The organism is Nostoc sp. TCL240-02 (assembly GCF_013343235.1).
Lineage (GTDB): Bacteria > Cyanobacteriota > Cyanobacteriia > Cyanobacteriales > Nostocaceae > Nostoc.
On sequence record NZ_CP040094.1, the window covers coordinates 1,038,128 to 1,061,270 of the forward strand.

The 23,143-nt window shown below is 41.1% G+C and carries 17 protein-coding genes; 5 read left to right on the forward strand and 12 right to left on the reverse strand.

Annotation, left to right across the window (positions count from 1 at the left end; genetic code table 11):
* Positions 1–3: 3 nt before the first annotated feature.
* Positions 4–1,149 carry a hypothetical protein gene (locus tag FBB35_RS04635; RefSeq protein WP_174708668.1) on the forward strand — a complete coding sequence of 382 codons (1,146 nt, stop codon included), beginning with the start codon at positions 4–6 and terminating at the stop codon, positions 1,147–1,149.
* Between the two features lie 300 nt (positions 1,150–1,449).
* Here FBB35_RS04635 and FBB35_RS04640 read toward each other — a convergent pair whose 3' ends face one another.
* Positions 1,450–3,750 (reverse strand): amylo-alpha-1,6-glucosidase, encoded by a 2,301-nt coding sequence (locus FBB35_RS04640; RefSeq protein ID WP_174708669.1) that lies wholly within the window; start codon positions 3,748–3,750, stop codon positions 1,450–1,452.
* A 131-nt stretch (positions 3,751–3,881) separates the two neighbouring features.
* On the opposite strand from FBB35_RS04640, the gene FBB35_RS04645 reads away from it, so the two are divergent.
* From FBB35_RS04645 to FBB35_RS04655, 3 genes are all read left to right on the forward strand, one after another.
* Positions 3,882–4,493, forward strand: a complete 612-nt coding sequence (locus FBB35_RS04645; protein WP_174708670.1) for a peroxiredoxin — start codon at positions 3,882–3,884, stop codon at positions 4,491–4,493.
* Between the two features lie 154 nt (positions 4,494–4,647).
* A complete protein-coding gene (locus FBB35_RS04650; protein ID WP_174708671.1) occupies positions 4,648–5,184 on the forward strand; it encodes a peroxiredoxin in 537 nt (178 codons plus the stop codon).
* A 61-nt stretch (positions 5,185–5,245) separates the two neighbouring features.
* Positions 5,246–5,899, forward strand: coding sequence for a glutathione S-transferase family protein (locus FBB35_RS04655; RefSeq protein WP_174713523.1), 654 nt, complete (start codon positions 5,246–5,248; stop codon positions 5,897–5,899).
* A 54-nt stretch (positions 5,900–5,953) separates the two neighbouring features.
* On the opposite strand, the gene FBB35_RS04660 is transcribed toward FBB35_RS04655, so the two are convergent.
* The 7 genes from FBB35_RS04660 to FBB35_RS04690 form a co-directional block, all read right to left on the reverse strand.
* Entirely contained in the window at positions 5,954–6,967 is a 1,014-nt protein-coding gene (locus tag FBB35_RS04660) for a DnaJ C-terminal domain-containing protein (RefSeq protein WP_174708672.1), read from the reverse strand.
* Positions 6,968–7,085: 118 nt separating this feature from the next.
* Positions 7,086–7,595 carry an AAA family ATPase gene (locus FBB35_RS04665; protein ID WP_174708673.1) on the reverse strand — a complete coding sequence of 170 codons (510 nt, stop codon included), beginning with the start codon at positions 7,593–7,595 and terminating at the stop codon, positions 7,086–7,088.
* A 76-nt stretch (positions 7,596–7,671) separates the two neighbouring features.
* Positions 7,672–8,961 carry a glucose-1-phosphate adenylyltransferase gene (locus tag FBB35_RS04670; protein ID WP_174708674.1) on the reverse strand — a complete coding sequence of 430 codons (1,290 nt, stop codon included), beginning with the start codon at positions 8,959–8,961 and terminating at the stop codon, positions 7,672–7,674.
* A gap of 360 nt (positions 8,962–9,321) precedes the next feature.
* Complete coding sequence (locus FBB35_RS04675; RefSeq protein ID WP_174708675.1) at positions 9,322–11,163, reverse strand: hypothetical protein; 1,842 nt, start codon at positions 11,161–11,163, stop codon at positions 9,322–9,324.
* A gap of 470 nt (positions 11,164–11,633) precedes the next feature.
* Complete coding sequence (locus tag FBB35_RS04680; RefSeq protein ID WP_174708676.1) at positions 11,634–11,840, reverse strand: hypothetical protein; 207 nt, start codon at positions 11,838–11,840, stop codon at positions 11,634–11,636.
* Between the two features lie 314 nt (positions 11,841–12,154).
* A complete protein-coding gene (locus FBB35_RS04685; RefSeq protein ID WP_174708677.1) occupies positions 12,155–16,633 on the reverse strand; it encodes a translation initiation factor IF-2 N-terminal domain-containing protein in 4,479 nt (1,492 codons plus the stop codon).
* Positions 16,634–16,791: 158 nt separating this feature from the next.
* Positions 16,792–17,709, reverse strand: a complete 918-nt coding sequence (locus FBB35_RS04690) for a histone deacetylase (RefSeq protein ID WP_174708678.1) — start codon at positions 17,707–17,709, stop codon at positions 16,792–16,794.
* Between the two features lie 112 nt (positions 17,710–17,821).
* Between FBB35_RS04690 and FBB35_RS04695 the strand changes: the two genes are divergently transcribed.
* Positions 17,822–18,850, forward strand: a complete 1,029-nt coding sequence (locus FBB35_RS04695; RefSeq protein ID WP_174708679.1) for a mechanosensitive ion channel family protein — start codon at positions 17,822–17,824, stop codon at positions 18,848–18,850.
* A gap of 310 nt (positions 18,851–19,160) precedes the next feature.
* Here the strand turns inward: FBB35_RS04695 and FBB35_RS04700 are convergent, their stop codons facing one another.
* The 4 genes from FBB35_RS04700 to FBB35_RS04715 all read right to left on the reverse strand — a co-directional run bounded on the left by FBB35_RS04700 (position 19,161) and on the right by FBB35_RS04715 (position 22,987).
* Positions 19,161–20,015, reverse strand: coding sequence for a metal ABC transporter permease (locus tag FBB35_RS04700; protein ID WP_174708680.1), 855 nt, complete (start codon positions 20,013–20,015; stop codon positions 19,161–19,163).
* A gap of 13 nt (positions 20,016–20,028) precedes the next feature.
* Entirely contained in the window at positions 20,029–20,865 is an 837-nt protein-coding gene (locus FBB35_RS04705) for a metal ABC transporter ATP-binding protein (RefSeq protein ID WP_174708681.1), read from the reverse strand.
* An 18-nt stretch (positions 20,866–20,883) separates the two neighbouring features.
* Positions 20,884–21,864 (reverse strand): metal ABC transporter substrate-binding protein, encoded by a 981-nt coding sequence (locus FBB35_RS04710; RefSeq protein WP_254625823.1) that lies wholly within the window; start codon positions 21,862–21,864, stop codon positions 20,884–20,886.
* 343 nt (positions 21,865–22,207) lie between these two features.
* Positions 22,208–22,987 (reverse strand): MBL fold metallo-hydrolase, encoded by a 780-nt coding sequence (locus FBB35_RS04715; protein ID WP_174708683.1) that lies wholly within the window; start codon positions 22,985–22,987, stop codon positions 22,208–22,210.
* Positions 22,988–23,143: the final 156 nt, after the last annotated feature.

The following is a 23,143-nucleotide window of genomic DNA, read 5'->3' on the forward strand; positions in this document are numbered from 1 at the left end:
ACTATGTTTGATGAGGAAAATCCCATAACTCAAGCTGCCCAACAGCAGATAGAGTCTCTTTGGGATGCCGGGTGGGAAGCTTACAAAGACACACAATGGCTGCGGGCGGCTGAGATTTATGGTAAGGCTTTGGAGATTGCCGAGTCGATTAACGACACTCGCCAGATAGTGTTATCTCGCTTTTGGCGTGCTGTTTCTCTGTTCGATGCAGGTAAGCTACGCCAAGCCTTAGCTGTGCTTACACCTATACTACAAGAGGGGACTACAGGGGGCAATGCTGATTATATTTACAGCACTCTCATAAGATATATCGAGATAGCGCAAGATTTACCCGTTAACTTGGGGGCAATTGAAAAAGCGTACCAGCAAACAGAAAATTTTCTGCGAGATTCGGGCAACCTAGACTGGCGACATCGGCTACTTTTGTTACAAGCGCAGTTGTACCAAGATCGGGGAATGTATCCCGAAGCCCTAGCAGCTGCCCAGGAAAGTTGGGCAATTTGGCAAGGTGAGTATCCAGCCTACACGGCTGATATTCATTTAAACAGTTTAGTTGAAATCAGCCTACTTTTGAGGGATGCCGAGCAAGCCCAGATGTATCTGTGGGAGTGGGAAATGGACGAACACGACGACATACCCAAAAGCAGAGAGAGGTTGTCATGCAGCAGGCAATCAGATTTAGCGCGCTTAGAAAGGCGGTTTACTGAGGCAGTAGATTGGGCGCGGCGGGCAATGCTGGTAAATAACAGCAACATAGAAACTTTAATCGCAATGGTGCGGGCGTTCCTGTGTTCGGGGGATAATCACAGGGCGCGGGATGAGTTGATTCGTCTTTTAGCTGATCGTCATGCAGAAACAGGACATTACCGTTACTATATCCGCTTGCTGTGGGGCGATTATCATATTACCTGCGCCCGTCAAGCTGCCGGGATGCTTCCCATTGACGATGAATTCGGGTTAGAATTTCCGCCACCAAGTCGCATTGCAAATTCCACTGCTACCCGCCATGCGTTAGCACGCGCCCGTCGCGGTTATCGTGCTGCCTTAAAAATCGGTTGCTGGATTGATGAAAAGCTGGAATGCAGGCTAAGACAACAACAGATATCTGAGCGATTAGTGCGAGTTGAGGCGATTGAGCAACTGCTATAAAGATTAGTCAAAATGTCAAGTTATAATCTCACCGATAATCAAAAAAAATCATTACCTGGATAGTACAAGAAATCTGCAAGCAAAACTTACCAGAAGAGTTTTTTGTTGTTTTATATTTTTGATTGAGTTAGCGTTTCAGATTATCCAGGCAATTACCCTAGTGTAATATTTTACAAGGGAAAACTTAGATTTTGATGAGATTAGCAGCTTGCTAAAACACTACACAATAGTAGAAGATTTATTAGCAGCAGATTCAAAAGAAGTAACTCATGTCACTGGGTTGCCAGAATATATTTACAATTATTTAAAGTGGCGGATCACTTCGGCAACAGACCAAGCTTGAGCGATCGCACCTCTGGGTGTATGAGGTGCATCGCCATCAAAAATCTCAGAAATAGAGCCAAGACAAGCGCCAGATAAGAAATGATCTAGCAGAGGTTGCCAATCAAAAGGCAGCGATTGTTGTGGATAAAAACGTTGCCAAGCCCGAATATACGGCCCAATTAACCAACCCCAAACAGTGCCTTGGTGATAGGCGCGATCGCGTTGCTCTTGATTCCCCTCATATCTCCCTTTGTATTCGGGATCTCCTGGATCGAGGCTGCGAAGACCATAAGGGGTTAGCAAGCTGATACTTGCTAAATCTAGTATCTGACTCCCTTGCTGTGCAGAAAATCCACAGTGGTGAAGTGACAGCGCCAAAACCGCATTGGGACGAATTTGAAAATTCCGGCGATCGTCCGGCTCGATAGTATCGTACAAATAACCCAGCTGAGGATTCCAGAACTTTTGCAGCGAGATTTTAACCTTTTGTGCTTGCAGAGCATAACGTTGTGCTTGCTTAGTGAGACGCACCGGATCGCCAAGTTCAAGCGAGCTTAAGCGTTCTGCCCACCGACTTAGCCAACATAAAGCTGAATACCACAGCGCATTGATTTCCACTGGCTTACCGTGACGTGGAGTAACGGGATTTGCCCCAATTACGACATCCATCCATGTGAGAGCTACACCACGAGCATCCCAACTAATTAGCCCATCAATAGCATCAACCTGGATATTGTAGTGTGTACCACCAACAAAGGCTTTGTGGATTTGTTGGACTACAGAGAATTGCTCTGCCAAAAATTCCCAGTCTTGGGTAGCTTCTAAATAAAGCCCTAAAGTTTCAATCCACCACAGCGCCGCATCAATACTGTTATAAAGTGGTTCGCCATCGGCATCAGGAAATACATTAGGCATCAAACCGTGGCGATAGTAATGCCTAAAAGTCCGTAATACTCCTTTTGCCAGATCAAAGCGCTGTGGAACTAGTGCCAATCCAGGTAAGGCGATTAATATGTCGCGCCCTCGCTCATTAAACCAGTGATAACCAGCAATCATTGTAGGGCCTGCTATTGAGGCTCGATAGACGATAAATTGATCGCTTGCTTTAAGTAGTTGTTGCCAGATTGTAGATTGGGCATAGGGTATAGGGCATGGGGCACTTGTACTGAGCGAAGCCGTTGGCGCAGCCTCTCGTAGAGAAGTATTGGGCATGGGGCACTTGTACTGAGCGAAGCCGTTGGCGCAGCCTCTCGTAGAGAAGTATTGGGCATTGGTTATTAATTCATCTCCCCCTGCTCCCCCTGCTCTTCTGCTTCCCTTGCTCCTCTGCTCCCCCTGCTCCCCTGCTCCCCTGCTCCCCTCACTCCATCCAAAAATCTGGGAGAGTCTATCTTGCTCTACCTCCACGGCTTCTGCAAAGGTTTCGGAAGTGAGGACACCTGCCATCAAGTTTGGAAAACCTACTCGTGCTTCTAGTGTTACCACATCTCCTGGTTGCAGTTTGACTATCAAGTAACCAGGACTGTAGAGGTCTTCTTTGTCACTTAATCCCCGTTTTGTCTCCTCAGACAATCCATAATTCCAATACCAAACTGCATCTGGTTGATATTTTCCTTTTGTCCAACGCAAGTGCCAAGGTATACCGAAATTACCCAATTTTTTTGCTTGCAGGCAGATTTGCTGTTGCCCAAGCAATTCTGAGAACTGTAATCCTGAACTAGCAATTTGTGGGTGGTGAAAATCACGTTCTGCGATCAGCAGTCGCAGCCGTAAAATTGCTGTATCACTTCCGTCATAGCGATATTGAATCAGAATTCGATCGCAAAATTGGGGATTGGGGATTGGGGATTGGGGATTGGGGATTGGGCATTGGGAAGCATTCTTTCCTATTTCCGGTTCCTCGTTCCTAGTCCCCAGTCCCCAGTCCCTAGTCCCCAATAACCCATAAGGCATCACCAATTGTCTGCTTAATTGCCAGTTATCTCGACCCCAAATCCATTTTGGAACTGGGTTAATATCAAAACAGCGCAACAGTTCATAGCCTGTCAGTTCAATCTGACCGTTACCCCAAACATTTGTCCCCAGTGCTACAACGTTCCCCGATACCTCTAAGCTAGCGTCTAAGTGTGAAAACAGCAGAGTCCTCCCAGAAGGTGGGTTTGTAGCGGTAAATAGCCAACCGTGATAAGTGCGTGTGCGGACATCAGAAATCGTTCCACTGGCAAAACTTCCTAAGCCATTGGTAAGCAACCATTCTCTTGTATCTAAATCAGGCATTGGTTACTCAAAATCGTTATGAGTATGATATAGTCGTAACAGATCGTAATTAAACTGTGAGAGCGTAGATGGGCGAGTTTTACTTGACCCGTATTCCAACGCTAATAAACCGATAAAGGAGAATTAGGTTAATGTCCCTTACTTACGGAACCGAAGGAAGCCTCCGCGTTGGCCAACAAGCTCCCGATTTCTCAGCAACGGCTGTGGTAGATCAGGAATTTAAGACAATTAAACTTTCCGATTATCGCGGTAAGTATGTCGTCCTGTTTTTCTACCCACTAGACTTTACCTTTGTTTGTCCTACTGAAATCACAGCATTTAGCGATCGCTACGAAGAATTTAAGAAAATCAACACTGAAGTCCTTGGGGCTTCCGTTGACAGTGAATTCTCCCACCTCGCTTGGATTCAAACAGATCGTAAGTCTGGTGGTGTTGGCGATTTGAATTATCCTCTAGTCTCAGACATCAAGAAAGAGATTAGCGCCGCTTACAACGTTCTTGACCCAGCAGCTGGCATTGCCTTGCGTGGTCTGTTCATCATCGATAAAGATGGTATCATACAGCACGCTACCATCAACAACCTAGCTTTTGGTCGCAGCGTTGATGAAACCCTGCGGACATTACAAGCAATTCAGTATGTTCAGTCTCATCCCGATGAAGTTTGCCCAGCTGGTTGGCAACCTGGTGACAAGACAATGAATCCTGACCCAGTGAAGTCTAAAGTTTACTTCTCTGCTGTCTAAATTCCGTTAGCAAACTCTAATCCAAGTTGTTGGAGTTGAGAGCAAAATGAATGAAAACCACAGATAAACAGAGATACACATGAAACCGTGTCAACCTCTGCATCTATCTGTGGTTTTTTCATAAAATAGTATTTAAATAATTAGGGTTAAAAATATGTTGACTTCAACTGATTTTAGTGGGTTATTAAATGAGCGATTCTTCCGCAATTTTTTACCAGTTCCAGCTAGAAATCAACTCAGGTTTGGAGTAGGAACGCCTGATTTTCAACTGCCAGATATTACCAACGGAACTTTAATAAAATTGTCTGATTATAAAGGCAAGCAACCAGTCATACTCGCCTTTACTCGCATCTTTACTGAAAAACAATATTGCCCCTTTTGTTTTCCTCATATCAAAGCCTTGAATGAGAACTATGAGCAATTTAAAAATCGCGGTATAGAAGTTTTAATGATTACTAGTACCGATGAACGGCAGAGTCAAATTGTTGTGAAAGATTTAGGCTTAAAAATGCCGTTATTGAGCGATCCTAGTTGTCGAGTTTTTCGTAACTATCAAGTAGGACAAGCACTAGGAGCGCCTTTACCAGCACAGTTTGTATTAGATAAAGAAGGAAAACTCAGCTACTGGCATTTATTTTCTTTTCTGGATCACAATGCTAGTGTTGAGACTCTGTTAGAACAATTTAATTGAGTATAAGGTGTAAAATTAATTGGCAATACCCATTCTACTGATAAAACTGTGAGGTTTTATGGTGCTGACCCTTTATCATTCATCTATTTCTCCTAACTCCCGCCGTGTTTGGATTACTCTGCTGGAAAAAGGACTTGAGTTTGAATTAGTAGAGATAAAGCTAGATGGAGAGCAGTTTAAACCAGAGTTTTTGGCAATTAGTCCATTCCACCACATTCCAGCTTTGGTGGATGACGGCTTTAATGTAGTGGAATCTTTAGCAATTCTGGACTATTTAGAGGCAAAATATCCCACACCTGCGATGTTACCTAAAGATGCCAAGGATTTAGTGATCGCACGGATGGTACAACTGGTAACTGTAAATGAGCTTTTGCCAGCAACCACCACATTTTTACCTCAGATATTAGGCTTACCTGGAGAAAATCCCGAAAAAATCGAGCAGGCGAAGCAGAAAATTTCAACAGTACTCAAATTATTCGAGAATTTACTTGACGATCGCCCTTACTTTGGTAGTCAAAACTTAACTCTAGCCGAGGTTGTGGCTGGAACTGTAGTAATATGGCTGCCGGAAGTAGGCATTTCTTTAAAAGATTATCCAAAACTGAATGCTTGGCACGATCGCCTGATTGTACGTCCATCGTGGCAAGCTAGCGAGGCTACACCAGAGGCAATGGAGGCGTTTAAGTCTATCATAGTAGCGAGAAATACGCGGTAAATTCATACTTAAATGTAGAGACGCTCAATTTCCCGTCTCTACAATCCGAAATTTTCACAGCTTGACTTGCTGCAAATGACTGCGGGGATTATAAGTACGTATAGCTCGGATTTTTTCATAATATTCCCGCTCTTGTTGGCTGAGGTCTTTTGGTGGTGCGATCGCCACCTTCACCAACTGATCGCCACGTCCACCCTTGGCAAGGGGCCAACCTTTGCCACGTAAACGTAGTGATTGTCCAGAACGGACTCCGGCTGGTAGCTTGACATTAACTGAACCATCGGGAGTTGGTACATCAATAGACGCTCCCAGAGTAGCTTCATCTGGTGTGATTGCTACTTCGCATACCAAGTTGTCGCCTTCCATTTGGAAGAACGAGTGCGGTTGAAGTTCGACTTTTAAGTATAAATCCCCTCGTTGTTGAGTCATTGGGTTGATTTGACCTTTACCCCGTACACGCAGACGAGTACCAGGTTTAGCCCCAGATGGGATACGAACATCAATTGTTTCGTTGCCTAAGCTGAAGCGCTTTTGCACGCCGTTAAATGCTTCCGCAAAAGTTAGGGTGATTATAGCTTCACTATCCTGGGAAGTACCCGCACCTGCATCTTGAAACCCAAAATCGTTAAAGCCACCAAAACCACTTGGCGCACCTGTAGAAGTGCGGTAAGAGTAACTTTGTGAGTTACTTTGTCGTCCACCTCCACCACGAGGCGCAGCACCGCCAAAGCGTCCTAGCAACTCATTAATGAACTCATCAAAATTGCCGTATTGACTGAAGTCAAAGCCACCCATATCGGCACCAACGCCGCCGCCGGGGAAACCTTCGCCAGCTTGCTTCCAATATTGACCGAATTGGTCATATTTTTTGCGTTTATCTACATCTGAAACAACCTCGTAGGCTTCGCTAACTTCTTTAAAGCGTGCCTCTGCCTGTTTGTTATTTGGGTTGACATCGGGGTGATATTTGCGGGCTAGTTTACGAAAGGCTTGTTTAATCTCATCTTGAGTGGCAGTCTTACTAACTCCCAAAATTGCGTAATAGTCCTTGAAGTCGGTTGCAGCCATCTACTAGCCTCCTATAGAAATTACTGTTATGTTTTTTTTTAAGAACACAGATATTTAATTGCTAGGTAGAGTGCCAAGCAAAAGAATCTGATTTTAAATTAACAAAGAATATAGAAAATCAAGTGGGGTTCTTGCTCAACGTGCGATCGCAATTTCCGTACTCCGATTTTTCTGATAAGCGGATCAGCCCGTCTAGCCCCTCTTCCAGACTTGGGGGGGCATCTCGGAGTTGACGGTGCATCCGCAAAATAATTTCTTCAGGAACCTGGCGCGATCGCCTTTTATTACGTGCCAAACACAGCCAGACTGGTGTATCCACCCAAATTCCCATAATTTGGGTAAAGCCCAATTCACGGGCTAAAGCAATTACTTCACGGCGATGACGGCGCTGGGCATTGGTAGCGTCGAAAATGGCTGTATTTGCTGTAGAAGTAGCTTGTCGAAATTGCCTTTCTACTTCCTGCCAAATCAGCAGCCACGGCCCCTGAAGGGCTTGAGAACCGAACAATTGCCCCCTGATGCCATCCGTAGAAATCAGCGGCATCGGGGGGCATTCTGTCATTAATTGTTTTGCAAAAGTTGACTTACCGCTACCTGGAAGACCAATCAGCAAAAACAGTTTAGTCATTTGTCCTTTGTCATTTGTCCTTTGTTACTTGTAACTATTAACCAATGACTAATGACTAATGACTAATGACCAATGACTAAATGATTGTTCCATCAGCAATTACAGCATTTTTCAGTACGACGACGATACCACTGCGGATGTAAAAACCTTGATTTTCGCGTTCAGCTTCTTGCACATTATCTTTATTGATAATTTTGACATCGTGACCGATGCGGGCATTTTTATCGATGATGGCACCGCGAATGATCGTGTCTGTACCGATGCCTACGGGAATGTCATTTTCTATCAAGCTACATTGCCGTTCCACAGAAGCTTGGTAAAAATCTGCACCCATGAGCAAAGATTCTTCGATGACGCAGCCAGATTCGATCCGCGATCGCACTCCTAAAACTGAATGTTGAATGCGGCAATTTTTCAAAATACAACCTTCGCCAATAATTGATTCTGTGATATGGCAATCTAAAAGTTTAGTCGGAGGTAAATAACGAGGGCGGGTATAAATTGGTGCTTTTTCATCGTAGAAACTAAAAGGTGGCTGGGGCTGCTGAGTCAAGGCTAAATTCGCATGATAAAAAGCCTCAATTGTTCCAATATCTTCCCAGTAATCATCAAAAAGGTAAGCTTGAACGTTGTAATCTTTAGAGGCATCAGGAATAATTTCTTTACCGAAATCAGTTCTTTCTATACCTTCTCTCAACAACTTGAACAAAACCTCTTTTTTAAAGACATAAATGCCCATTGAGGCGATGTAAGGCTGTTGCTGGGCTTGTTCTTTTGTTAATCCCAGTACACTTGTATCAACTTGCATTTTGGTTAACGCTTCGCCTTTAGGTTTTTCGCTAAAGTCAATTACCCTACCAGAATCGTCAATTTTCATCAAGCCAAAATCTGAGGCGCGGCGTTCATCGATGGGGATGACTGAGAGAGTAATATCAGCCCCCGTATCCCTATGGCGCTGGATAAACTGGCGATAATCCATCCGATAGAGGTGATCGCCTGAGAGAATTAGATATTCTTCTACATCCCATTCTTCCATCAACCATAGATACTGACGCACAGCATCGGCTGTACCTTGGAACCAGTTGGGGTTTTCTGGGGTTTGTTGTGCCGCTAGCACTTCCACAAACCCTTCGTTGAAGCCAGTAAAGTTATAGGTACGGGCGATGTGACGATTCAGTGAAGCTGAGTTGAATTGTGTCAGGACGTAGATTTTGAATATTTCGGAATTTATGCAGTTACTAACAGGGATATCGATTAAGCGGTACTTCCCCGCTACTGGTACTGCTGGTTTAGCGCGGAGTTTGGTTAATGGGTAAAGCCGAGTACCCGCGCCACCGCCAAGGATGATTGATAATACTTTTTTCACAAAATTTCTCCCGACTGCCTTTCAACTCTCATCTTCAGTTTAGGACTGTCTGCCACCACAGGTAAGGGGGATCATGTGATTCTTTCGGATGAATTTTATAGAATGCTGTTGGTTATGGATAGTACGGCTAATAAGTAAAAGACTAGAACATTTGTATTGATTTAGGTAGGTGAACAATATAGAAAGTTTTGGCTACACTTCACCTTGTATGGAATTTGACTATCGCTTTTGCACTTAATATCGATATAGAAATCCTATTTAATTTTTGAAAAAACTTAGTACCACTTGAAAAACCTTGTTACCTGTTGGCTACCATCGCTTTTGCGCTGTGCGAACAAAAATCAAAGCTGACTGCTATAGTTATCCATTTATTTTCTTTGATAAAGTATGTTGCGAGATAAAATTATCAGGTGAATCACTATTTTGGGCAATATTGAGACGTAGAAACTGCGCCCAGACTTCATCGCTAAGTAACTTTAAAGCAGTTTTAGGATTGTTAATTGCGATCGCACCGATAACTTTACGCCATACTTCTTGCAATGACTCAAGAAAAGCCTCTTCAATAGAAACTTGACTCAACAACGAAAGGGCGGTTTTAAAACTTTCTGAATCAGCTTGTATATTCTTCGTTCTTAACCCTTGAAGTGCCACATTTAACCACACAGGCAGAAGTTCTAGCCAATTGTTTTGCTGTATGTTCTTGAGTGCAATGTCTTCCATACCTAGCGCACCCCATACATATAAAGACTCCACAGCAAGTTTAGAATCGCGGTTGTTTAGAGCATTTTGCCATAATTTTTGAGCTTGATTTTGGAAGCGATTAGCGAGAAATTCATAAGCTTCCTGGACTTGATGCAAAATTGTGACTTTATAAACTGATTCACCTCGTGGTAGGTAATCACCACGATAAGATAGCCAGTTATGAGATCCACACAGATGGATTTCTTGATCAACTATTACTTCTTTTATATGGGAGTCTCCTAGCCATAAAACCTGTACAGATGATAAACCATCAGGTGTTTTTATTGCTCGCAGTTTTTTCTCTACTTCTGGCGAAATTAGTTTCTCTTCATCTTCTTGCCGCCGCGCAATTCCATGTCCAATTAAAATCCAAACTCCACGATTAGCTAATTTTTGTAACAGAGTTAGAAATTTTTCATCGACAACTGCCTGATTCACCCAAGGAGAATAAATAATAACCTGACTTTTAGCAGAATTTAAAACTTCTGAGAAGGCTTGGCTAATTTGTCCGTCGCGTAACTGTACAACTTCGCCTACGACTGCAGATTTATCTACTTTTGTCGTCGTTTTTAGGGCTTGTTGGCGAATATTCTCAACTCTAGCTTCTATTTCAGTATTTTTCTGTTGGAGAATGGCTTCACGCTCAAAATTGATTGTTTCAGTTGATAACTTACATAATGCTTGCAAGGATATCTTACCTTGAGTGTGTAGAGCTTCTAACCAATTTGATGCTGACTCTAAAATTTGTTTTCCATTTCTTATTTGGATGGTTAATTTATCTTCAAGGGCATCAAATATAACGAAAAGTGATATCTTTCTCCAAAATTTTTGAGTTGGATTTAATACCTTATAAGAAGTAACTATTTTTCCCTCTTCTGGGACATGAAGTGCTAAATCTGAAGCCTGAATACTTTTTTGGATTTCCTCAAGTTGCAAAGAAGAGATATTAGCAATTGTATGATCAATAGTTATAAAATCTGCCAAGTCTGGCAAATTGATCGCTGTCTCGCTTAGTGATTCAGCTTGAAAGGTTATTTTGTCACTTAAAGGATCTGTAATAGCATGAAGCTGTACAGGATATGGGGGCTGTGGTACAGACCCTTTTTCATAAAATGAGCGACCTTCAGAAGTAACTGTAATTGGTGATGTTGGTGATAGAGTTTGTAATGAGCGAAGAGTTGCAGTAGTAGTTTTGATAAATACAGAATCCAGTCCAAGTACAGAGGCTAATTCATCCTCTGTTGGCGGAGGTTGAAATTCTATCGCAGCGCGAATAATAAATTCTTCGAGTACGTTAAACTCTCGGGGTTCTTTGATATTTACTTCTATAGGAGTTTGACGCAAACTATAACGGAATTGACGCGCTGCTAAAACTGATAAACTAGGACTTTGCGCTTCTATTTCGTCTACAAAATTTTTGAGATTGTCATCAATAGGTTTAGCAGAAGAGGCGAGAAACATCAAGGGAATAAGATTGGATAATTTAATTTGTACAAATACTTGTAACCCATGAGGGAAAGTATCTTTATGCTTTAAATAAAATTTGGTGACGACATAGCCCACTAAGCAAATCCAGCACTAGTGACAAATATTAGCACATTATAAATTTCCCTAGAAATGGCCATTGTGGGACTATTCAGCAGCGTAGGAGTAGAAGTGATCGCTAGAGTCCCATTTTGAATTCCTACTTATATTGTAATTACCGTAACGCTTTTTTCTCCTAATCGCCTTAAGGTAGCGATCGCAAAACCTAAGAGGCTATTTATAAAGTAAAAATAAAATTATTGTACGGTGTGTTAGGCCCATATTTCTAGATGATAACAAAAAATTTCATCAAAATGCTAACGCACCGCTATGTAACACGGTGCGTAATAGCACAGTCGTAACCACCTTACTTCAGATTTACTTTATAAATAGTCTCTAAGCAGGCTTTATGAAATAGGAGTGGTTATATCTTCCTCCAAGGATGCTGGCAATTCAGAGGAACTAGCGCCACTTTCTGGTGTTGAAAGCTCATCACTTACCATTCCATCCCATGAATAGTTGCAGATTTTAGTGTGAAGCAATTTACCAAACGTCAGGTTAATTGCTAGAGAAAAAGAATCGATAAAAATTAGATTTACAAAACGATCAATCATTAGACCCCCTTGAGCTAAATTAAGCATCAAGTGATATGTGCTTTCTTACTACACATGCCATAATCTCTTTTCCAGAAATGTCTGGTATTTTAATAATTTTTGGTTGAAGAGAAAAGGGAGAAAGGAATTGTAGGTAAGGGAAACAGGAAAGAAAATATTATTTCTCGCTTTAATTTTGAGAAGAAGTAACGCCAAATGAAAAACTCCATTTTATCAGCATAACTGCTAACGATGATACAGGTGAATGGATAAGCTCTACCTATATAGCCTAATTTGTCCAGTAGATATCCTTCTTGAGATTGTCATTAATAGGTTTAACTGAAAAGGCGAGAGACATCAACAAAACCTTCATGTGTACTGACGACATTTGACACTTCTGAATACATACTTCCGACTTTACCTAATTGATGGGTAAACAATTTATGGCAACCCACAATTATCAGCAGTTCTTGGGCTCGAGAAAATGCAACATTTACCCGTTCTGGTTTCTTAGCAAATCCTACATCGCCTTTACTATTGTTGCGAACCATACTCACAATAACAACAGGTCTTTCCATACCTTGAAATCTGTCTACTGTCCCAGTACGAATCTCTAATGAAGGGAAAAGTTCAGATTGTAGGCGTTCATCAATTTTTCTTAATTGAGCGCCATAAAACGTAATTACGGCAATTTCTTTTTTTGGTTCACCATTAGCAACTTTAGAAGCCCAAGTAGTCTCAAATTGTTGGCACAGACGTTCAATGGCATCAATTTCTGGAGTATTAAAGTAAGAAGTTCCGTTTCTTTGCTCTAAAAACTGATTCTCAATAGGCGTTTTTACCCAAATAAGATGCTGAGATTTCTTGATAATTTCGCCTGCTAAATGATGTGCGCGTTTTGTGTCCGGCTCCAAAATTCCAGATTCTAGTTTACCATCATAAAACTGATTGATTGCACCCATAATAAATGGATGCATTCGATATTGTGTAGTTAGCATTTGTTTAATGCTTTCATCAGCCGATTCAAATTGACTTTTAAATAGTGATTCTTCTAAGAATTGTAGTTCGTCTCGTGTATTGCCAATTGTCTGAGCAACTTCTTCTAAAGTGCTAGTATCAAGCATGGGTGGTAATTGCCGATGATCGCCTACCATGACTAACTTTTTACCTTTCAAAGCTGGGATTAATAATTCTGGTGGAGTACACTTACTAACCTCATCAATGATAACAACATCAAAGGATTTAAATTCTTCCGAAAAACCTCTACTTGCAGCTTGAACGCATGTTATACCAACGACGTTAGCATTATCTAAATAAATACGTCTTAAATCGTCACTATCGCCTTCCGTTGGCTGTCTTAATTTTCCAATCCAATCTTGTACAAAACTTTGATATTTTTTGAGATAAATTTCGTCTTTTTCAAGTTCTTTTTGCCAAAATTCAAACTGAATATTCATCCCGCGTAATAGCTCTATATTAAAAAAATCAGCAGCAGAATTTTCTGGCTTAAACTTATCCGGTATTTTTTGCCATTCTCTCAACCACCAATTTCTTTCTTCTATTAAACTATCTGATGGCTGTGGTTGTAATTTTTCTTCTATTTCACGCAAGCTAATTTGTAATTTTTGAAGCTGCTGTAGAGAAGTTTTAGTTTCTTCTTGTAGATTTGATAAATGCTCCTGTAAAGAATTTTTAATCATCTCTAGCACAGCAAAAGGCTGTAATGATAAAATTAAGGTTTCAAGCTGATTAATAGAAGTTGCCCAATAATTCACTTGATTTGAAAATTCTTGTGGTTTTTCCCAAATATTTGATTGGGTTGCAAGATATTTCTCAATTAAAGTGTGTAATTGAGTAGGTATATTTTGTTGGTTAAGTTCTTGTAAAAGATTAATAACTCTCCCAAGTTGCAAATTAGCGTCTTGCTGTGCTTTTTCTACCTCAGCTTGAGTAATGGATATTTGCTGTTGACTAATTTCATTTTTTTGAAGTTCATTTAATTGTCGTTGTAAATAGTGTAGCTGTTGTTCAGTTTCGGTTTTTACTTTTAAAACGCATTGACGTGCATTTACAAGAATAGTATCTAGCAATTCTTGAGTAATTTGAGTGAGAGTAGAATCGATATTATTCCATTTCCATGATGCGCCGTAAGTCCGTTGCATTCTAATTAAGAAAACTTGGGTATTTTCAACCAGTAATTTTCGTTGCTTAGGGTTGAGTAACTGATAATTACTAAACTGTTGATAGGTTTCTTGCCATTGAGTGCGATCGCTCTTTGATAGCACCATTGGAATCTGACTAAAATTTTCTTTCAAGAAATAGCTAAAATTATGCTGTTTACCTCGCCGATCGGTAAAACCTCCGTCCATCTCATAAGCGATCGCTTTTGTTAATAAATCCCATTCTGGTAGATTAATTTTGTAAGTTTTTGGTACTATTGGTAATTTTAATGTATTAGCAAACATCAATAAACCTAGCGGTAAGTCCACTAAATTCTCTGTAAGTGGTAAACCTGATTGCTGACAATCTTTCAAAGTTTGATACAGATGAGAAGGTGCTGTAGATTTCCATTCTTTTACTGCTGAGATAATATAATCAATTTCACGCTGGCGGTTTTCCCAAATTTGGATTGTTTGCTGTAGGTTTTGCAGTTTGGCAAGATATTTCTGATAATCTGGTTGTACCTGATTTAACAATGCAAAATTCTGTTTGACAACCTCCACTGATGCTGCAACTTCTAAGATGGCTTTACTCGCTTCTTCAGCATGAGTAAAAGCAGTTTTAAATCCAGAAATTTTTGTTGCTACAGTTTGACGCAACCAAACTGCTAAACCAAAAGCACCAAGCGCTGGACGCACCAAGCCAAGTTCATTAGTATATTTTATAGTTTGACGAACATTTGCTAAAAATTCTTCTACTAAACTATTACCTTCTGTGTATGGCTTCAGAAGTGGCAAAAAATCTGTAATTTCTGGAGCTTCCCAGTTAATATTTGGTACAGTATTTAGTATGTTTTCTAAACCTGTAATTAAAGATTCAACGTTGTTCTGTTTTTCTACAGTTTCGTTGTAAGACTGTTCTTGGTTTTGAAAATTAGTTTCTATCTTTAACTTATTTTTATTAAATCTCCCTTGCTGCTGATTGAATTCTTCCTCTGCTTGAAAGTAGGGTGTGAATCTTTGTGATGATCCCAGTAATTGACTGAAAACTTTAATATTTTCAAGCCGTTGTGTAATATTATTTTCACAGTCAATTGCTGTATTTTCTAGCCATCTGCCAATCACTTGGTCTTCTAAAAATGGCTGTCCTTCTTCTCCAACTTTTTCGGCTCTACCCTTGCGTACAGCCCGAATCACTGGATTGTGAACTAATCGACTCAGGGCGTTATCTACTGCTAAATTGGCTTGAGAAGCAATTAAAGTTCGTCCACCGCGAAGGGCAATTTGATAGCAAATCTCGGCAATTACGGTAGTTTTACCAGTACCTGGTGGCCCTTGGATAAGAACAAGATCCTTAGCGGCAAGTACCTTTTCTACTGCTGCTTTTTGACCGGGATTAGCGGAAGATAATAATAAATCTTGTGGTTGAAGTTCAACAGTTGTTTTGATTTGTCTAGCCTGAGAAGCATCGAATAAAAAGTTACCTAAGTAGGGATTTTGAGTGTAACTATTATTCAAATCATCTAAAGCTTTTTTCTTACGCTGAATCTGCTGAATATCACCAATTGCCTCAAAACACAAAAATCCGGTAGCTGGTAATTTATAACGCTCTGTTGCCATAAATTCAGCTAAGTCGCGTTCTAGTCTAAGGCTGATAATACCACGGTTGATATCAACTTCTTCAACAGTTCCTAATTGACGACCGCTAATCCAATTTTTGCCGACGGGAGCCGTTTCAAAAAGTTTTAAATCTTCGTTTTTTGTGCGTCTTGCTCGTTCCCAAAAATTATCTACTTCGAGGGAATTTTGATAAAAGCCGTCGAGGGTGGCTGAGGTTACATCAATTTCAAAACTAATCCGCCTTTTGAAGTTATAGTTATGACTTACATAACGCACACAAAATTGACGGGCTTTAGCAATTTTTTCCTCAATTTGCAAAAATGCTTTCCAAGCTTTAAGCTGATCTTCTGTAGGCACGTTTTCGCCACAAACTGGCGCAGCTGCGATGCGCTTCAATGTCGCTGGCGGAATGTCGAGATGATGCTGATGATTAGCCAGTAAACGCAAGCGACAAGGTATAGTATAACTGTCGGCGTGTACCTGTGAGGGTTGTAACAACTGAGCCGAAAGTATTTTTAAGCCGTCGCGTCCATCTTTTTGTACGGCTGCTCTAAATCCTAATGTCTTTCTAAGCTTGTCAAGTCTTGCGGGTAATGGAGAATCATCGGAGTCTGTCGCTATTGTCAAATCCCAGATTTCCTCTCTTGCCTCTTTGCCTGCGCCTTTGCGACGCACATAAAATAAAGAAGGCTTTTTACCGACACATTCATACATTAACTCATTGGCGCGATCGCGGCGCTCCCTAAAATCGGAATATGATTTGAGGGCAGCCTCACCTTCAAGATGGCGGATAAAACTATCAATTGCTGAAGCTATAAACATATAGCCCCAATCTTCAGAGTTTGTTTTAGTTTTTGACGATTTTGCTGTTAGTTTACTTATTGCTACACGAATACGTTCTGCATCGGATTCTGGAATTGCACTGGTATGGCTTTTGACCGTAATTTTAAGTTTTTCACAAATTAATAATAGCTTCTTGCTATCTAAATCTAATTCTTTTGCTAGTTCGTAGACTCTGAGTTTGCCGTTGTTCATCCAGTTAACAATTGAGGGTTTAGATTTAAACGCAGAGGGGCGCAAAGGTAAGCGCAGAGGAGCGCAAAGTATTATTTTAGTACGATTTGCTATGAGTGAAATTTGGTAAGACTCTGCGTTTAAATACGTTACGAGTTTAAGTAATGTTTATTAAATTACTATAATTTATACTGCTGATAAACTTCACTAGCAGCACGATGCAGCAAGGAATGCCGCCAAACCAAAGATTTCATGTCATCAGCATAACCACCACCAATGACGCAAGCGACGGGATAACCGCTACTCATACAGGTACTTAAAACCTGCATTTCCCGGCGGAAAATGCCAGCATCGGTTAAGGCTAATTTGCCTAAGCGATCGCCTATATGAGGGTCAACACCAGCATCATAAAATACTAAGTCTGGCTTGACTTTAGACAATAAATCTGCTAAGCAATTCGCTAAGGTTTGCAAATAAGCGTCATCCTCCATTCCCACCGGCAAAGGAACATCTAAATCGCTGTTTTGTTTTGTACCGGGGAAATTGACTTCGCAGTGCATAGAGAAAGTAAAAACGCTGTCGTCATCTTGGAAGATAAAAGCTGTACCGTCTCCTTGGTGGACATCCAAATCGACAATCAGGATTTTTTGGACGAGTCCGAATTTTTGTAAAACGCGACAAGCGATCGCTAAATCGTTGAAAATACAAAAACCAGACCCATAACTAGGAAAGGCATGATGAGTTCCACCAGCCGTATTACAAGCTAAACCTTGACTTAGTGCCAGTTTTGCAGTGAGTATCGTACCACCTACCGCTACACAAGTACGATTTGCTAATGCTGGACTCCAAGGTAAACCAATGCGGCGCTGTGCTTTGGGATCTAGGGTTCCTTCACAATAAGCTTGAACGTAGCTAGGGGTGTGGATTAACTCTATCAATTCTAGCGGTGGACGTTCGGGGGTATGAAATTGTTGTTGATTCGCGACACCATCAGTTAACAGCAATTCGTAGAGTTGTCGGAACTTAGACATCGGAAAGCGATGTCCTTCAGGTAGAGGAGCAATATAATCTGGGTGGTAAATAATTGGCAAGTCCATAAGGAAAGAACATCTCAAGCAGGTAATCCAGCAAATAACAAGGTAAAATTTAGCGATAATCGCAGCAATAGTGCTGTTCTCCTAAATGTAAAACTTCAAATTTAAAATTTATATGATGGAATGGATTACGCCATTAGTATTTATTCTAGCTGGCTTCCTGGCTGGAATAATTGGTGAAAAAGTTATCTTCAAAAAACTGGAAACATTCGTTACTAATAAACGAATTGCTGGGAGTAAAATTATATTTCGCTCTCTGCACCGAATGACTTTTATTTGGTTTGCGATCGCCGGTTTTTTTTGGGCAGTTCTGAGCGCCCCGCTTAAGCCAGATATTGCATTAGTACTGCAAAAAATTCTGACGATCGCATTGCTGTTTTCAGTAACCCTAGTCTTAGCCAGATTGACTGCTGGTTTTGTTAATTTATATATTCGCAGAGCCGAAGGCGTTCCCACATCACTAATTTCCAACCTTGCTAAGGCTACTGTTTTCGTTTTGGGAACATTAATCATATTGCAAACAGTAGGTGTTCAAATCACACCGATAATCACAACTTTAGGTATTGGTGGTATAGCAGTTGGTCTAGCACTTCAAGACACGCTTGCAAATTTATTTTCTGGTTTTTACTTAATTATTTCTAAGCAAGTTAGAACCGGAGATTATGTAAAATTAGATGCTGGACATGAGGGATATGTGATAGATATTTCTTGGCGCAACACGACAATTAAAGAAATGTCAAATAATGTCGTCATTGTTCCTAATTCTAAATTGTCTTCAGCGATTTTCACAAATTATCATTTACCTGCAAAAGAAATTACTTTAACAATGGATGTGGGTGTAAGTTATGATAGCGATTTGGAACAAGTCGAAAAAGTAACTGTAGAAGTGGCCATTGAAGTCATGCAAGAAATTGCACCAGAGTTAACAAAGAATGAACCATATATCAGATTTCATACTTTTAATGATTTTAGTATAGATTTTACGCTTTATATGCGGGTAAGCGAATACTTCGATCAGCGTATTGGTAAACATCTATTTGTGAAAAAATTACACAAACGCTATCAGCAAGCTGGAATTAAAATTCCTTTTCCGATTAAAGAGATTTATGTGCAAAATAATTTAAATAAAAATTCGGCATTATAGCTTTTCCTAACCAAATGAGCTACATCATAGTCCCCTCTCGTTGGCGCAGCCTCTCGTAGAGAAGAGCGGCTACGGTGTACACACAAGTTCTAAAAACCTAGCTTGATGAGGCTTTCCTCATTCTCATACACAGCATGGGAATGAGAGAAATAACATTGTCAGTCGATACAATGCGATTGTTAGTTGATGCAATGCCATTGTTAGTCAATGCAATGCCATTGTATGGTCAAGAGACTTGTGTGTACACCGTAGCCTCGCTTGTGGGGAGGAGGTTGGGCGTGGGGTTCTTATAAAACCAGACTAACTTTTGCTAAGGAAGGTGTTTTATAGACAAGGGAGGGAGACGGCGTTTATATCGTCCTTGCAGATTCTTGGTGAGCAACACACAGGCAAATATGGCGGTTGAAAGTAGCACTACACTAGCTCCAGAGGCAATATCGAGGTAGTAGCTGAGGTAGATGCCTACAAAGGAAATCGCAGATCCTAAAATCCCGGAGACAATCATGATATAACCAAAGCGATCGCTCACTAATCGGGCAATCGATGCCGGAATCACCACTGCTGAAATAATCAGAGTTACTCCCAAAACGTTCAGTGTCGCCACCAGTAAAGTTGCCAACATCAAAGCAAATAAAGTATCCATTGCAAAAACGGGTACGCCATGAACCTGAGCAACTTCCCGATCAAAACACCAAAATAGTAACGGGCGATAAAACAAGAAAACTACAGTGAGTAAGACTATCGTCACACCCGTCACCACCCACAAATCATTAGGGGAAACTCCCAATACATTGCCAAACAAAGCGGCTTCAAAATTTTGGCTAAACTTGCGATAGCTACTGATTACAGCTACTCCTAAAGCAAAGCTAGCAGTTGTAACAATTCCAATAGCTGCATCCGAGTAAACTTTGCGTCCTGTCAAATATTGAATCAGCAAGGCAGCTGCAAAACCCCAAATCCCAGAGCCAATGTAGAAATTCAACCCCAGTACATAACTCAGCACGGCTCCCCCCAAAATCGCATGAGATAAACCGTGGGCAATGTAACTCATTCTGCGAGTTGTAATATAAACTCCCATCATGCCGCATAATAGCCCAGCCATCATGCCTACTAAAATCGCACGGCTAAAAAATTCGTAGCGAAAGGGTGCTAGTAAAAAATCCATATATAGTATTTATTTAAGCAGACTTCGACGAGTTAGATGGGCGCAGTATTTGGGGTAAGTTATCTTGCATTTGATGACGCAGAGAAGTACCACCGCTAGCGATTAAGATTCGGTCTTGTTGGTGGAAAACTACCATTTCTCCCCCAAAAGTCTGCTCAAGATTTGCGGGAGTGAAGACATCGATAGGTTGACCTTGACAAACTAAACCGTGGTTGAAACATACTACCCAAGGTAGATGTGTCGCTACCGAGTTGAGGTCATGGGTAGAGAGGATAATTGTTAAACCTTGCTGATTCAAATCAGCCAATAGGTGCAATAGTTCGTGTTGAACGTGCAAGTCGGAACTACTGGTAGGTTCATCTAGAAGAACTATTTCTGGTTCTCCTACTAAAGCACGGGCAATGAAAACCCTTTGCTGTTGCCCACCAGAGAGATTACCGATTGGTTGATGAGCAACATGGGCAACTCCAACGCGCTCTAGGAGTTCGCTGGCAATGGCGCGATCGCGCCGCGAAGACCAAGGCAACATCTTCTGTTTTTGGTAACGCCCCATCATCACCACTTCCAGAGCCGTAACTGGAAAAGTCCAATCCACTGTTTCCACTTGCGGTACATACCCCACGAAAGACGGTGCTACTCCTGGCTTTAAGCGCTTTCCTCGAAACCAAATTTCTCCAGCCCAAGGATGAACTAGCCCTAAAATCGCTCTGATTAAAGTGCTTTTACCGCTACCAGAAGGGCCTACCAAACCAGTGAGTTGACCAGAGTAAAGCGTTAAATTAACATCGCTAAACACTGGTTGGGTTTGATAACCACAGGTTAAACTTCTAACTTCAAGTATTGGTTGCATTTATTTATTTTATTGATGCTACTTGGTTGCTGTTGGGCCAACAACATTACCAGTCTGCAAGTTCTTCACTAAATTAGGGTTTCCTCCTAAATTAGAGGCGATAATCCGCATATTGTTAGCCATCATGCCAATATAAGTATGCTCAGGATTAGTGTTTTCAATTGCATTGGCTGAACCGGTTCCTGGTAACTCATCATCGGCAGTGTTCGCTGTTTTTACCTTCGCTTCGCGGGCAATTTGTTCTTCTACCTTACTAGGGTAGACTTCAGAACCAAAAATAGCTGGAACGCCTGTTTTCCGAATTTGGTCAATTAGCTTTGTGATATCTTGAGCGGATGGTTCCTTGAAATCTGAAGGTTGAATCGCACCAATTACTTGAAAACCATACTCTCTGGCCCAATACGCCCAAGAATCATGGTAGGTCAAAAGTTTACGGTTTTTGGCGGGAATACTGGCGACGATTTCCCGCGTTGCTTTGTCTAGAGCATCCAGACGTTGTAGATAATTTTTGAGATTAGTCGCGTAGTAGTCTTTGCCAGCAGGATCTAAGGTGGTTAACTGTTGAGCAGCTAGTTTGGCGTAAGCTTCAGCATACTTCGGGTTTACCCACAGATGAGGATTGGGATCGCCCTTTTCTTTAGGAAAGCTGAAGTCAAAAAGCCATTGGTCTTGTGTAATAGTGTTACTGCCTAGTTCAAAGATTTTAGTTTCTTTGGGCTTTGAGGCTTTAGCTAGTTTTTCTGTTGGGGATTCTAAATGCAACCCATTGGCGAGGATCAAATTAGCTTTGGATAGCAAATCAGAATCGCTCGGACGAGGTTCAAAGGTGTGAGAGTCGGTTCCTTCTGGAATAATACCCTTAACTTCTAAGCGATCGCCTGCAATGTTACTCACAATATTGGTTAAAGGAGCAACTGTCGTTACAACTAAAAGCTTATTCTGTGTCTTTTGCTCTCCTGCTTGAACCGGAGTACTGGTTACTTGGGGATTAGAAGACACCGTTTTATCCTGAGAGGGACTGCAAGCTACTATGAAGCTCAGTACAAATAGCAATCCAAGGAGGGTCTTCATTAGATTCAAGCCTTCTAAATTAAAGAATCAATTTTTGATTAGACCTTTTCCCATTATTAAAATGCAATGCCCCCTCAGGGTATTTCCGGTTGATTTTTAGATTTTTTTACCTTATGTCTTACTTAAGTAATATTGCGGGAGTCGGGGAGTACAGCAATTATCAGCATTGCTGAATCGAAGGATGAATTGATTTTTGCATCTTTGCACCTACCCTACAGATTGCCTGGGGCGTTCTGTAAGAGTAGTTGCTGCGAACTTTTCACATTCTGATTTAGATTGCTAATGCTCGTTTTTCTAATGGTAGTTCAAAGCGATCGCCTGGTTTTGGCTCAAGTACCTGCGTCGAAAGATTGTTTTTCTCAAGTAACGAACGAAATTCTTCAGCAGTTCCTTTAGTCTGAATTAGTTTCATCAGCAATCCCTCAAACGCCACATCACCACCAGCCGCCGTAGGTAATATTATTTGAGGCTGTAACGACTTTACTAATTCTAAAGAACTATTTTTGCCTTTAATAATTGGCCCAAGCAAAGGCAACGTCATGTCAATAAACGGTGTAATCACTACATCGATGGGTGTAGCTTGCTGAAGTTGTGGAGAATGATAACCGTGAGGCTCGTAGTATACAGTTAAACCACTTTCCAATTCTTTGAGAAGATAACTATTTTCTATCAAAGTGGGGCCAATGGGCGAACCGGGAAAAGCTTTGATTTCAACTTGATTATTTAAAGTGAAAGTTTCACAATGAGCAAGAGTAGTTACTTGGGTATAACCTAACTGCTGTACTACCTTGGCTGCATTGGGAGAGGCTACAACCTTGATGTTGTGGTCGAGTACCTGAAGCGTTGGGGGGTGAGCGTGGTCTTCTAAACCCTGAGACAGAAGGATCAAATCAATATTATCTGGTATTGGGCGATTTTGCGATCGCGAACCTTTAAATAACCAATCCAAATTGCTGAAAATTAACGAACCAACCAGCCAAGGGTCAATCAGTATTCTTTTCCCACCAATTTCCAGTAACCAAGAGTTGCTGTCAAACCAAGTTAAGAACATAAAATTTTGTGAAGATAACGACTATCTTCATTATCAATTGTTTCAGCTTTCTTGCGGATGTATACACATAACCGATCATTAAGGATGACACGGAGAGATTTTAATCAATAGTGATTATCCAGACTTGATATAAAATCAGAGCTAGACGGCATTTAG

Coding starts and splice junctions, on each gene's coding strand:
- FBB35_RS04635 (WP_174708668.1), top strand. CDS start 4: ATGTTTGATGAGGAAAATCCCATAACTCAAGCTGCCCAACAGCAGATA.
- FBB35_RS04640 (WP_174708669.1), bottom strand. CDS start 3,750: ATGCCTGATTTAGATACAAGAGAATGGTTGCTTACCAATGGCTTAGGA.
- FBB35_RS04645 (WP_174708670.1), top strand. CDS start 3,882: ATGTCCCTTACTTACGGAACCGAAGGAAGCCTCCGCGTTGGCCAACAA.
- FBB35_RS04650 (WP_174708671.1), top strand. CDS start 4,648: ATGTTGACTTCAACTGATTTTAGTGGGTTATTAAATGAGCGATTCTTC.
- FBB35_RS04660 (WP_174708672.1), bottom strand. CDS start 6,967: ATGGCTGCAACCGACTTCAAGGACTATTACGCAATTTTGGGAGTTAGT.
- FBB35_RS04665 (WP_174708673.1), bottom strand. CDS start 7,595: ATGACTAAACTGTTTTTGCTGATTGGTCTTCCAGGTAGCGGTAAGTCA.
- FBB35_RS04675 (WP_174708675.1), bottom strand. CDS start 11,163: ATGTTTCTCGCCTCTTCTGCTAAACCTATTGATGACAATCTCAAAAAT.
- FBB35_RS04680 (WP_174708676.1), bottom strand. CDS start 11,840: ATGATTGATCGTTTTGTAAATCTAATTTTTATCGATTCTTTTTCTCTA.
- FBB35_RS04685 (WP_174708677.1), bottom strand. CDS start 16,633: ATGAACAACGGCAAACTCAGAGTCTACGAACTAGCAAAAGAATTAGAT.
- FBB35_RS04690 (WP_174708678.1), bottom strand. CDS start 17,709: ATGGACTTGCCAATTATTTACCACCCAGATTATATTGCTCCTCTACCT.
- FBB35_RS04695 (WP_174708679.1), top strand. CDS start 17,822: ATGATGGAATGGATTACGCCATTAGTATTTATTCTAGCTGGCTTCCTG.
- FBB35_RS04700 (WP_174708680.1), bottom strand. CDS start 20,015: ATGGATTTTTTACTAGCACCCTTTCGCTACGAATTTTTTAGCCGTGCG.
- FBB35_RS04705 (WP_174708681.1), bottom strand. CDS start 20,865: ATGCAACCAATACTTGAAGTTAGAAGTTTAACCTGTGGTTATCAAACC.
- FBB35_RS04715 (WP_174708683.1), bottom strand. CDS start 22,987: ATGTTCTTAACTTGGTTTGACAGCAACTCTTGGTTACTGGAAATTGGT.